This window comes from Planomicrobium sp. CPCC 101079 (genome assembly GCF_007859275.1).
In the GTDB taxonomy this organism is placed as follows: Bacteria; Bacillota; Bacilli; order Bacillales_A; family Planococcaceae; genus Planococcus.
Genome location: NZ_VOHC01000024.1, coordinates 150035 through 162066, shown reverse-complemented (window position 1 = coordinate 162066; position 12032 = coordinate 150035). Strand labels below are relative to the sequence as shown.

12 protein-coding genes are annotated in these 12032 nt (G+C 48.4%); 1 reads left to right on the top strand and 11 read right to left on the bottom strand.

Annotated elements, in window-relative coordinates; genetic code table 11:
• Window positions 1-41: 41 nt before the first annotated feature.
• The 7 genes from FQV28_RS11115 to FQV28_RS11085 form a co-directional block, all read right to left on the bottom strand.
• Window positions 42-221 carry a hypothetical protein gene (locus FQV28_RS11115; RefSeq protein WP_146496504.1) on the bottom strand — a complete coding sequence of 60 codons (180 nt, stop codon included), beginning with the start codon at window positions 219-221 and terminating at the stop codon, window positions 42-44.
• Window positions 222-376: 155 nt separating this feature from the next.
• Window positions 377-1315, bottom strand: a complete 939-nt coding sequence (locus FQV28_RS11110) for a nuclease-related domain-containing protein (protein ID WP_146496502.1) — start codon at window positions 1313-1315, stop codon at window positions 377-379.
• A 492-nt stretch (window positions 1316-1807) separates the two neighbouring features.
• On the bottom strand, window positions 1808-3421 hold the full coding sequence (locus FQV28_RS11105; protein WP_146496500.1) for a M20/M25/M40 family metallo-hydrolase: 1614 nt from the start codon (window positions 3419-3421) through the stop codon (window positions 1808-1810).
• A 15-nt stretch (window positions 3422-3436) separates the two neighbouring features.
• On the bottom strand, window positions 3437-4597 hold the full coding sequence (locus FQV28_RS11100; protein WP_146496498.1) for an aminotransferase class I/II-fold pyridoxal phosphate-dependent enzyme: 1161 nt from the start codon (window positions 4595-4597) through the stop codon (window positions 3437-3439).
• 216 nt (window positions 4598-4813) lie between these two features.
• Window positions 4814-5728: a DMT family transporter gene (locus FQV28_RS11095; RefSeq protein ID WP_146496496.1), complete on the bottom strand. Its 915-nt coding sequence runs from the start codon at window positions 5726-5728 to the stop codon at window positions 4814-4816.
• Window positions 5729-6294: 566 nt separating this feature from the next.
• Entirely contained in the window at window positions 6295-7575 is a 1281-nt protein-coding gene (locus FQV28_RS11090) for an efflux RND transporter periplasmic adaptor subunit (protein WP_146496494.1), read from the bottom strand.
• On the bottom strand, window positions 7572-8279 hold the full coding sequence (locus FQV28_RS11085) for a hypothetical protein (RefSeq protein WP_255472903.1): 708 nt from the start codon (window positions 8277-8279) through the stop codon (window positions 7572-7574). Before FQV28_RS11085 ends, FQV28_RS11090 begins: the two co-directional genes overlap by 4 nt.
• 244 nt (window positions 8280-8523) lie before the next feature.
• Here FQV28_RS11085 and FQV28_RS19500 point away from each other — a divergent pair, with 244 nt between their 5' ends.
• Window positions 8524-8658, top strand: a complete 135-nt coding sequence (locus FQV28_RS19500; RefSeq protein WP_255472902.1) for a hypothetical protein — start codon at window positions 8524-8526, stop codon at window positions 8656-8658.
• Window positions 8659-8699: 41 nt separating this feature from the next.
• Here FQV28_RS19500 and FQV28_RS11080 read toward each other — a convergent pair whose 3' ends face one another.
• From FQV28_RS11080 to FQV28_RS11065, 4 genes are all read right to left on the bottom strand, one after another.
• On the bottom strand, window positions 8700-8927 hold the full coding sequence (locus FQV28_RS11080) for a DUF2187 family protein (RefSeq protein ID WP_146496492.1): 228 nt from the start codon (window positions 8925-8927) through the stop codon (window positions 8700-8702).
• 103 nt (window positions 8928-9030) lie between these two features.
• A complete protein-coding gene (locus FQV28_RS11075; protein WP_146496490.1) occupies window positions 9031-9993 on the bottom strand; it encodes an ABC transporter ATP-binding protein in 963 nt (320 codons plus the stop codon).
• A gap of 2 nt (window positions 9994-9995) precedes the next feature.
• Window positions 9996-10925, bottom strand: coding sequence for a C40 family peptidase (locus tag FQV28_RS11070; protein WP_146496488.1), 930 nt, complete (start codon window positions 10923-10925; stop codon window positions 9996-9998).
• Entirely contained in the window at window positions 10922-12031 is a 1110-nt protein-coding gene (locus FQV28_RS11065) for a dipeptide epimerase (RefSeq protein WP_146496486.1), read from the bottom strand. The genes FQV28_RS11070 and FQV28_RS11065 overlap by 4 nt, the downstream gene beginning before the upstream one ends.
• Window position 12032: the final 1 nt, after the last annotated feature.

Sequence of the window (12032 nt, the reverse complement as noted above, 5' to 3'; positions counted from 1 at the left end):
ATTGCGGCTCTTTCCCGGAGTGTAGCGGTTTCCGGATGAATTCATTGATTTTCAACCTGATGCATCAAGGTTGCTGCATGAAGATTTCGCTTTTTATCAGGAACTTTTAAAAATTCATCGCTATTAATAAAAAACCGCTTTGAAATCCACTTTACTGGTTTAGTTTTCACTGAAACAACACTTGCCAAAATTTTCTTCATGAAGTTTTGTGGTTCTTTCATGAACTACCCAAGTTTTTTCATAAACTTTTTAGTTGTTATCATGATGGATCGCGATCCTTACAGGAAGTTTTCACAATTCAACATGAAGCACTGAATTATCGCCTCATCAGAAAAAGGCTTTCGCTTACGCCAAAAGCCTTTTTCTCAGCAAGATTTTATTGTTTCGCGTATTGCCGGTGCCGCCTTCCCCCTCTTTCCTCAAGCCCCATCCGTTTCAATAGACGCTTGGCGGTGTCGCGGTCGGGAAGGTCCAGGAATTCTTGGCATTCGGCGGTTGTTATCGTGGATTTGTAAATCATAAACCATTCTTCAAGTGCTTCGAAATGCGCATCGCCGATTAAGAGAAAACAACTTTTGCACTCCCATTTCCGCAGGAAGCGGTCCATTTTTTTCAATCGGCAACGCGGGCAGAAGACACCATTCTCAATTTCATCTGGTGAAATATTGAATTTTGGTGCGAGTGGAAATGGATTGTAGTGGTCTTGGATGGAGAGAAGGTGATCACCCAGCGCTTTCATTTGGCCAGGAGAAATTGAGGCAGCAGCCATTTGCAGACGATCCAATTGGATAAGGACTTCATCGGCGCTCCACACCTTTATGCCAGAAGGGACGGCTTCAACGATTTGCGAAGGATAGGCGATGACAAGTGCGCTTTTCACGCGCAGCGGGCAATCCAGGTGTTTCAGTAATTTGGTGATTTTCATTTCAGCCGTTTCCATCTGGGTGATCGGGCTTTTGTACCCTTTTGTTTCTCCAGTAGGCGTCAGCTGGTGCAATGCGCTCGGGTTTTCGGTAAACCGCAACCGCCCTGCAATGTTTTTTACTTCCAGCAACATGATCCAACTTGGCGTAATCAGCATCAGGTCGATCTGGCATTTGCCCGGCAGCTCCACGCCTTGCAGCAATAAATACGGATACGGCGGATCAAACGATTCCAGCAGCTGGTCCAGGCGTTCTTCTCCACCAAGCCCTGCCCTCGCTCCGTTCAATTTTTCTTGTATCAGCCCCCGTTTCCCATGGTGGGCCGGCAACCTTTTTAATAGCGCTTCATAGCCGGCAATTTTTGCCGGCTTGTCTCGGTATTTGATAATCAAATCAACACCCCTCTTCCATAGTATCAGAGAGAAAATGCATATTCCATAAATATCCAAATTTGTTTTTTGAAGCTCCCATACGGGGCAAAAATGAGATTTGGAGTGGTTTTGAAAGCACGGGTCTTTAAAATAGAGGGGGGTCCACAATGTTCTATATGACGTATTTGTATTCTTTTATGCATTGTTCACGTTTTTACATGAACTTTTGGAGCCCTAACACGAAAAACCGGGTTTCCTACATGAAGTCTGCGCACTTTAAAAAGCCTTTCTAAAAATCTAACTCCAATTTAATTGCATGCTTTCGCTTCAGCGAAAAGCGCCAAACCCTTCAAACCTACACATTTCTTCATGGACTCCACTCACTCTTAGATGAAGTTTTGGCATTTTAACATGAACTTCCTTAGTTTTAACATGAACTTCCTTAGTTTTAACATGACGAAGCACGCTGCTTACATGAACTTCCCCTTCCCACCCCAACAAAAAAAAGCCGCATCAGCTGCGGCTTTTTACGGCTATCGAGAGAATCATGTCCTCCAGCAACACCGGCATTTCTTCGAAAGTGTTTTTGATGTGCAGGCGCTCGGTGCGCTTGTGTGCGTCTTTGCCGAACGGACCGACGTTCAGCACGGGCGCTTTCAGCAGTTTCATCGCTTCGAATGGGATGCTGTAGGAATCGCCGTAGATCGGCGTGTTGTTTTCATACACTTGAAAGCTGTCGCTGTTGTCGTCGTAGTTGACATAGCTCAAATCGGATATGCCGTTAAAGTAATGGACTTGTTTGATTTCCAAACCGAATCTGTCCTTTGCGTTTTCGGTCACTGCACCGACGCATCTTTGAACCAGCTCGTCTTGCGATGAATTGACGGCCGGATAATACGGCGGCGCGTACATGATGACGATGGCCGGTGTCAGTTCCTGGCAATTGATGAGCAGGATGTCGGTGATGTGCAGCGATTTTTCGCGCACGTCCCATTCCGGGTGCATCATCGTTTCGCGCAGCGATTCATTGACATATTCGACCCCGAACTTTTCGATGGCATAGCGCAGCAGTTCCTCGTAGCGCAGCACGCGTATGTCACCGACCGGCTCGACGTTTTCGCGTTCGCACATTGCCCGGTAATCGCGTGTACAATGGGCGGCCGCATCAATCGCCACTTGCTCGAAAATGTCAAACACCTCTGCAGCGCTGCGTTCCATCAAGAAGACGTTATACATCGCGGACGTCCGGTATGGCGTCTGCGCTGAGTATTCAAGCTTGATGTCACGCTGCGTAAGCGTCACCGGCAGCGGCGTTTTTTCGCCGTGAACCGTTTCTGTAAATTCCGTATTCCATTCCATGCGATGCGTTAAATACGTTGAGATATAACTCGACGTGATACCGGACAATGGTTCCCCGACATGAGTTTCCTTGCCGTAGAAAAAAGCGGTCGGCATGATTTTCCCGATGCTGCCAGTGTAAAGATAATGCGATTGATCGCCAGGCTTTTGCGCAAAAACCGGCTCCCCGTTCAAAAATAAAATAAAGTTCAACTCATGCTCGCGCTCCAAATCGAGCAGCTTCGAAACACCATAGCGCATGCCGGCAGAGTTGACTTCCTCATCCGGCACGGTCATGAGCAGAAGATTGATCGGCCAATTGTCCGTTGATGCCTTTTCAAGGAGCGCCATATGTAGGGCTAGCCCCGCTTTCATATCCATGGTTCCGCGTCCAAACAAATAATCGCCAGATTCAAGATCTGCCCGCGCTTCGGGATCCAGCTCATCGCTGACCGCTTTGAACGCCTCCGTCAGTTCGCGCGGCAAACAACTTAGCGGCTCCAAGTCCCCGTACTCTTCGGTCTGCACCGTATCAAAATGGCTGATCAAGACAATTGTGTCGGTTGCTTCAGGATGCTTGTAGAGCGCCGTCACATACTGCCGCCCCCAATTGACTTCCCCAAGTGATACGTATTCCGGATGTTCTTGGAAATATGGCAATATATTCAGTTTTTCCTGTAAGTTATAAGCGAAATCCACTTCGCCTTCGGATAATGTGATGCTGTTCCAGCTGACAAGTTCGCAGAGAAGTTCTTCTAATTTTTCTGGGGTGCCCCATAATGTTGTCACTTGTTAGCCCTCCTTTTAACCTTCTAATGTCTTGATCCATTCACCCATGCGCTCCATCGCCAGTTCAAGCGTCGGCATCGAATACGCGTAGGAAATGCGGAGGAACCCTTCGCCAAATTCGGTGAACGCCGAACCCGGTACAGCTGCGACACCGCCTTCTTTCAATAGACGCGTAGCAAATTCAAATGAGGTCATGCCGTATTTTGCGACTGACGGGAAAATGTAGAACGCCCCTCGCGGCTTGACGACATCCAGTCCCATTTCAGTCAATTTGCCATAGACAAAATCGCGCCGCTCTTTATATGCCCGGTTCATTTCCTCCGGTGCATCACGGTTGTTTTTCAGCGCTTCAATCGCTGCGTGCTGACTCGGCAATGACGCGCAGACCGAATTGTACATATGGACTTTCAAAATTTGTGCCATGTACTGCTCGGGACCGAGTAAGAAGCCCATGCGCCATCCTGTCATTGAATGGGACTTCGACAAGCCTTGCACCAGGAATGTCCGGTCTTTGATTTCCTCATAACCTGCAAACGATTCGTGTTTGCTTTCAAAAGAGTTCTCGCTGTAGATTTCATCAGACACAATAAAAATATCGTGCTGCTTCAATTCCTCTACAAGCGGCGCCATTTGTTCTTTCGTAATGGTGACACCGGTCGGGTTGGATGGGAAATTAAGCAAGATCGCTTTGGTTTTATTCGTGATCAGCGTTCTTAAACGCTCAGCTGTCGGCACAAGTCCGGTGTCCGATGTATTAAGGAGCACAGCTTTCCCCCCATTCAAACCGACGAGCGGCACATAGCCGGTATAGCAAGGCGCGGGAATGATCACTTCATCGCCCGCTTCCAAAATTGTCCGAAAGACCGAATCGAGCGCTTCGCTGGCGCCGTTCGTCACGATGATTTCTGTTTTCGGTTCATATGTAAGCCCGTAGCGGTCGCTGAAAAACGCCGCAACTTCCTGGCGCAATTCGATCAATCCCGCATTATGGGAATAGCTGGTCAAGTCTGCCGCGATGGCGTCCATGCCCGCTCGTTTCACTTTATCCGGCGTCGGAAAATCCGGCTGGCCGATCGTTAAATTGATCGCATCTGGATAGTCGACCAACTGGTTGAAAAATTGGCGGATTCCCGATACAGCGAGCCCCTCGGCCCGTGGATTTAATGTCAATGGCATAAATGGTCCCCGTTTCGTATTGTGACTTTCTTCTATTATATTCATATTTTTTTCAAAAGGAACAATTGCGGGTTATTTTAATAAAGAGAAACTTCACTCAGTGGATTTCTTCATCCCATCTGAGTGTTAGTTGATCCAATCGGGCTTTTACGGTCAGTTGATCTCCACTTATCGAAGCGGGATCATACTGACCGTTGAAGCGGGATAAAAAATGGCTTATGTGCTGAGCCGCTTTTTGCGCTTTCTTATGATGTCATCCGCTGCGCCAGAGCCAAAAACAACACCAATAACAATCAGGACAAGGCCGAAAAAATGGCGTGATGTGATTTGTTCGCCCAAGATGACACTGGCTCCGACAAGCGAGAAAAAGGTATTGAAGTTCATGAAAATAGCGGCCTTCGTCGGTCCGGCCTGGCCAATCGAATAATTGTAAAGCATATGGCCGACTGCTGTTCCAAGCATTGCCGAAAAACAGAACGCCAGCCAAAAAATCGGCGGCACCTCAGCAAAGGCGCGAATTTCGCCAGGTTCCTGAATGAGGGAAATGGCGAACAAAACCACGGAGCCGATTACGAACATATATCCAGTCAACAATCGCGGATCGAGCGTGTGCGCCATTCTAGCAATGATCAAATAACTGAACACTTGCGACAAGATTGACAGGAAAACAAAAACATCCCCGATATTCATGCCGTTCGCTCCCCCGTTGCCGACGAGCACCGTCGCCGACACCCCAATCATGCCGACCACTACGCCTATCCACTGCAGTTTCGACGGATAATTGCGCATGATGAGCGATACCAATACTGCTGTCAGCATCGGCCCGGTTCCAAGCACAAGTCCCGCGTTCGTTCCGCTGGTCAGCGCCAAACCGCTCGACAGGAAATAATGGTGGCCCACCACATTAAGCAGCGAGGCAAGCAAGATGTCCTTCCATTCGCTTTTTGCCGGCCAGCGAAACAGCTTGAAAACCGCAAGCAAAGCGAAAACCGAGATTCCCGCCGTCAGGATCCGAAACGACGTCAACGTCACCGGGTCTACAAACCCGACCATATATTTTACCGAGGGCAAATTAAACCCCCACATAAGCATAACTAGCGTTAATATGCCGTAAACCTTCCACTGATTCAAAGCAGCTTTCCTTCTTTCGGGTTTCGAATTAGCTTCCTATTTTACTCTGTTAAAGAGGAAAAGTAAACGGAGGCTGCATGTTAAAAATACGTAAACTCATGCTGAAAGATTGGTGTTTCTTGAGGGAAGCCAGCAGGTTCTCGTTGCAATTCGACTTGTTCATGCAGCAATGCAAAAACTTCATGTAGAAAGCTCGCTTCGTCATGTTAGGACCGCAAAAGTTCATGAAGCAATCCGAATACTTCATGTAAGAACTCAAAAACTTCATGAAGCAAATTTTGGCAGCTTGGTTTTTCGCTTTTCGCTTTTGGCGAAAAGCATCCATCTGGGTCTTGCTGCTTTGATTTTAAGAGTGCCCTTTTGACATATTTTATGTAGCAAGACGAAAACTTCATGTAGGAAACCCGCTTCGTCACGTTAGGACCGCAAAAGTTTATGAAGAACCCCGCATACTTCATGTAAGAACCCAAAAACTTCATGAAGCAAATATTCCCAGCCCTTCATCTTTCTATCCTATAAAACAAAAACCCCCGAAAAGCCGCAGCTTTCGGGGATCAATTCTTCTTTTATTGCCTAGCCAGCAAATACTCGACGTATTTGCGCCAATTTGTAGCTTTAGCCAATTCATAGTTTGGCCGTTCACTAAGGAACGGGACAAAGACTTTTGGAGACGTCTGGAAGTTTTGCAAAGTTTTTTCGTTAGCAACGATGGTGCCCGGCGCAATGCCTTCGGCCAGAACAGCTTTTCCGTCAACATCAAAGCTGACCGTGACGGGAATGGTTGCTGCACGGCCGTCTGGTTGCAGCTGCAGGACAGCGCCGGCATTTTCTGACCGGTCGAAAACCCAAGGCTCTGGAAGCGCCACCGCGTCCATGGCTTCATTCGTCGTAATTTCAGCGTTAGCCGTTGCGCCGAACGGAATAGAGCCCTCAACCGGGGAATCGGCCGCAATTTGGACTTCGTAAATCGCAATCGGATTTTTCTGGTCGACTGGATCGAGCGCGTTATAAGCCTCGAGCCACTTGGAATCGGTCGCCGGCAATGCAGAAACACTCAACACCGTTCCAGATACCGCCTGTTCCATTCCTTCCACGTGGACCATGGCGCGGTCTTGGGCTTCAACGTCCTGCCACTCGTCTTCTAAGACATAAGTTACAAAAATCTTATCGTTCGAATAAATTTCAATGCTCATTGGTTCGGATTCGCGATTGATGGAAGCGACGACGCCTTCTTCCGGGCTGATAAGCGCTGGGTTCGCTAAACTTTGATTGAGCTGAGCTTCCACAACTGCCAATTCAGATTCAATGGCGGCAATCCGCTGTTCGGATTCCGCAATGGCCGCCGCGTACGGGCCATCTTGCGGGACATCGACATTGACGTTCACGTCGGTAGTGTTGCCTTCCGCATCCGTAATGGAGTCATTATACGTTCCAGAGTCAGTGCCGCCTATAGGCCGTTCAAGCACCAAGTTGCTCAACGAGAGCTCCACTTCCGATAATTGCGATTGAAGCGCATCCCGTTCCGCTTCCCAAAGCGCGCGCTGCTCTTCGGTTTCCGCTTCGTTCAAAGAAGCAAGTTCGCTCCCTGCTTGGACCGCGTCGCCTTCTTTGACTAGCCACTGATCAATCGCTTCGCTGTCCTGCACATATATCTGTGTGGATTTGCCTGGTGCAGTCACCGCTTCTTTTGGCAGGTTTTCCGTGTATGCCGCGGCGTAGGTGCGCTCCGTTTCACCGATATAAACGGTTTTTGGGAGGACGCTTTTCTCGCCGAACAGCAAGAGGAAGTTTGCTGTGATAAAGGCCGTGATGGCAATAGATAAACCGATAAAAAAGAATCTGTTCATATAATATTGCCTCCTTCCGTAAACCCTCTAAGCATATCCGTAATCGGCAGCAGGCTAAACGCAGCCACCAAAAGCGCCGCCAAAATATGAAGCGTGATCAGGATAGCTAAAATTCCTTTCGGTGAAAACTCAGTAAAGCTCCTGACATAGCGATATTGGAACGCAATGATGAGCCCTGTGAAAATGGTCAGTTGGTTGAAGAAATAGGTTAAAAAATGGTTAACGTACTGGTTCGGGAATTCGATGAACGTAGCGGCCATTGGTCCGAAAGAAAACATCGATAACGTGGTGGTATAGCCAAAAAGCGCAAATACCAAGAAAACCAGCGCCTTCTCGATGATCAAAACGGCCACCACATAACTTTGCATAACGATTGCCGCGCGCCACGTCATTTTGGTCAACCTGCTGAACAAAAAAGCCGTAATATACAAATGGAACGCCAAGTAAAGACCTGCCCAGAGCAATGTGCCTACAAGAGACGTCCAGCGTGCAAGCGTGTATTCCTCCCATAAACCCGCTGCAAACAGCGGCGTCAACGAAGCCGTATTCATTCCCCAAATTTCGCGCAGCGCAAAAACCAGCACTCCCAGAACCAAAATCCAGGCGAGCCGACGATTAAAGTTCCGCACCTCGGTGTTTTGCAGATTATGTATTAATTCTCCCTGTCTGCCAAAGTAACGCCAGAATTTAAAGTCAAATATCATACTATGTAGTCCTTTCAGTGCTATCGGATGTCCTGCTTTCCTTTACTTTACCAAAAAACAGAAACCAATGAAACGCAGGGACAGAGGCAATTGGCTATATTTTTACTTTTGAGCCAAAAGGCATAGTAGAAGCACATTCGCTCATCAATCGAAGCAAAACCTCAGGATTTTTAACTTTAGCGCATTTTGTCTCCGCAAAAAGCAGGCATTTTCATTTTTTGTTTTTAGCCTGGGAGCGGAGCTATTGGCAGAAGTTCATGAAGAACACTTATCCATTCATGACAAAACTCCAGTAGTTCATGCAGAAAATGCGGCACTTCATGTAAAATCCAAAAAACTTCATGAAGCAGATTTTTCCATCCCAATTTTCTCTCTCTAAAACAAAAAAACTCCCGCCAGCAAGGCTAGCGGGAGTGTGAATTATGCTTCGATAACTTTATATTTCTTATGGGAAATCACGGTCATGCTTGATGCCGCGCCAATTTCTTTTGCATCTTCCGGAGATATCTCAACGATCACCGAGTTATCCATGATTTTGAAGATGGTGCCGTTTACTTCGACGCCATTGCGAGTGAAGGAAATCCATTCACCGATTCTGCGTGCTGCAACAAATTCTGATACTTCTTTTTCATGTGGTTGAAATGCCATTGTTAATCAACGCCTCTCTTTTATGAACCATATCATCTTATTATAACACAATTTTGACTGGATTTCACCTTAAAATTTTCGCAACGCTAACCTATTTCTTCTTTTATTGATAGAGATGGCACGCGACAAAATGGCCCGGCTCCTGTTCTTGCCAAACCGGCACTTTTTCTGCGCAGACCGCCATGGCGTTCGGGCAGCGGGTGCGGAATACACAGCCGCTTGGCGGATTGATCGGGCTTGGCAGCTCGCCTTGCAAAATGATGCGTTCGCGCGCTTCTTCAATGTCCGGGTCCGGAATTGGAATCGCCGACAACAACGCAGAGGTATACGGATGAAGCGGATTTTCATACAACCGGTCGGACGTTGTGAGTTCGACCATATGCCCCAAGTACATCACTGCAATGCGGTCGGAAATGTATTTCACCATGCTGAGGTCATGGGCGATAAACAAATACGTCAGCCCTTTTTCCTTTTGCAGCTTTTGCAGCAGTTTCACTACTTGCGCTTGCACCGACACGTCGAGCGCGGAAATCGGCTCGTCCGCAATGATGAAATCGGGATCGAGCGACAACGCGCGGGCAATGCCGATGCGCTGGCGCTGGCCTCCTGAAAATTCATGCGGATAGCGGTTTGCATGGTCGCGGTTCAAGCCCACATCTTCAAGCAGTTGATGGACACGCGCCTGCAATTCTTTTTTATTTTTATAAAGGCCATGCACCTGCATCGGTTCGGCGATAATTTCAAATACCGTCGAGCGCGGATTGAGCGAAGCATACGGATCCTGGAAAATCATCTGCATATTGCGAAGATAGTCAAAGCGTTCTTTTTCGGACATTTTGTGAATATCGACGCCTTCGTATTCGACTGTACCGTCTGTACTTTTATACAAGCCCATGATTGTCCGGCCGGCTGTCGATTTGCCGCAGCCCGATTCGCCAACCAAGCCGAACGTTTCGCCTCGTTTGATATCGAACGAAATGCCGTCAACCGCTTTTAGCGTCGTGTCTTTTCCTAAATCGAAATGCCGTTTTAAATCTTTTACGGACAATAAAGTATCGTTCGTCATCCTTATTCCTCCTGTGCAAACCGGCGGACTGCACACAATTCCCGTTCGTGCTTTGTGCCGGCCAGCTCGATGATTTCAATGGCTTTTCCTGGAGTCGGTGAATGAATCATCATGCCATTGCCGAAATATATGCCGACATGGTGCGGCTCCCAGCCGCCTTCTTCATTGGAAAAGAACAATAGGTCGCCGATATGCCATGAATCTTGTACGTCTTTATCGACCTCCTGGCCATCGCGCGCCTGGTCGTTCGCATCACGCGAAATGATGGCGCCATTCGCTTTCAACATATTGTAGGTGAATCCAGAACAGTCATAGCCGTAACTCGACATGCCGCCCCAGAAATATTGCAGATCCAAAAATTCTGTTCCAAGCCGGGCAATGTCCCTGCCACTTCCGGCAAGCACTTGATCGTAATCCGCTGCAAGTTCCACATCATCTTGCCAAATTAACGCGTCTCCATCCGGCGTATGAACGCGGAAGTATTCTCCTGCTTCTTTCACCGGCAGCATGGTATTAAACGGCACCGCCAACAGGGGCTTGAGGTCAAGCGTCCATAATTGGGCTTTGCCCGCGATAACGCGTGCATAGCCTTGTTCGTTTACTGCTTCAACTTCTGCGAGCTGCGCGACTGGCAACCAGCCCGGGTACCCGCGTTCGTCCTTGCCCGACGGCTGCCAGATTGCAACAACGTGTGCCCAGTCGCCTTCAACTTTATCCACTAACACCGGTTCACCGTATAGAAGCTGCGTCTGGACTCGCTTGCTCTTTGTTAAATCATGGTTCTCCTCTTCGTTCATCGACTCAAGCCATTTGTTGATTTTTACAGTTTGGCCGGTGCCGTGCGCATCGACTTCGCGCACTTTCTCAGGTGATGTCCAAATGGTACCCACCGGAACCCTGCATACCCAAACCGTCGATTCTTTCTGCATCATCTACTCATTCCCCCCATTAGCCGTTGTAAGAATTGTTCGCTCTCTATGCCGAGTCCCGGCTTTTCGGAAAACCGGATTTTATTGCCTGAATACTGAATGCCGCCTGGCAAGAGATCTTTCTTCAACATGAGCGGCGGATCAAAATCAAAGCGCGTGATGTTCGGCTGGCTGGCAGCAAAATGGGCAGCGGCCGAAACGCCTAATTTTGTTTCAATCATGCTGCCGGTCATGCATTTGACGCCATGCGCTTCGGCCAATGCATTGATTTTCAACGCCTGGTGAATGCCGCCTGCTTTCATTAATTTGATATTAATCAAATCAGCAGCGCGCAGCTGCAGCACCCGGACCGCGTCCTGCGGCGAAAAAATGCTTTCATCCGCCATGATTGGCGTTATGGTATGATCTGTGACATATTTCAAGCCATCGATGTCTTTCGCCGGTACCGGTTGTTCAATCAATTCAATTTCAAGCCCGGCATCTTCCATCAACCCGATAGCACGGACCGCCGCTTTTGGTTCCCAGCCTTGATTGGCATCGAGCCGAAGCAAAATGCCATAGCCAACTTTGTCACGGATAGCGCGGATCCGATTGATGTCTTGGTCAATCGTGTCGATGCCGACTTTAATCTTCAATACATCAAAACCATTTTCTATGTACGATGCGGCGTCTTCGGCCATTTCTTCCGGCGAATTGACCGATACGGTAAAGTCAGTTTCAATTTCATGCCGGTAACCGCCTAAAAAGTCGACGAGCGGCATGCCTGCTTGTTGGGCGATCAAATCATGGAGCGCCATGTCGACAGCGGCTTTGGCGCTTGTGTTGCCGACAATCGCTTTTTGCAGTTTTTCGAATAACACTTCCCGGCGCCGGATATCTTGCCCGATCAACTGATTCGCAATCAGCCCTACCGCGAACTCGATGCTTTCGAGCGAATCACCTGTTATCACATGGGTAGGCGGCGCTTCGCCGAACCCTCTTTGCCCGTCTTCCGTTAAGATATGGACAACGACCGATTCAGCTTGCGTGACGGTGCGGAGCGCTGTCTTGAACGGTTTGGTCAACGGCACCGCTGTGCGGTAAGTGGTGATGGCCTGGATTTTCGTCACT

What these genes read in the sequence shown, in the direction of transcription:
- FQV28_RS11115 (WP_146496504.1), bottom strand. Translation starts at nt 221, where the DNA reads ATGAAAGAACCACAAAACTTCATGAAGAAAATTTTGGCAAGTGTTGTT.
- FQV28_RS11100 (WP_146496498.1), bottom strand. Translation starts at nt 4,597, where the DNA reads ATGCCATTGACATTAAATCCACGGGCCGAGGGGCTCGCTGTATCGGGA.
- FQV28_RS11090 (WP_146496494.1), bottom strand. Translation starts at nt 7,575, where the DNA reads ATGAACAGATTCTTTTTTATCGGTTTATCTATTGCCATCACGGCCTTT.
- FQV28_RS11085 (WP_255472903.1), bottom strand. Translation starts at nt 8,279, where the DNA reads ATGATATTTGACTTTAAATTCTGGCGTTACTTTGGCAGACAGGGAGAA.
- FQV28_RS11080 (WP_146496492.1), bottom strand. Translation starts at nt 8,927, where the DNA reads ATGGCATTTCAACCACATGAAAAAGAAGTATCAGAATTTGTTGCAGCA.
- FQV28_RS11075 (WP_146496490.1), bottom strand. Translation starts at nt 9,993, where the DNA reads ATGACGAACGATACTTTATTGTCCGTAAAAGATTTAAAACGGCATTTC.
- FQV28_RS11070 (WP_146496488.1), bottom strand. Translation starts at nt 10,925, where the DNA reads ATGATGCAGAAAGAATCGACGGTTTGGGTATGCAGGGTTCCGGTGGGT.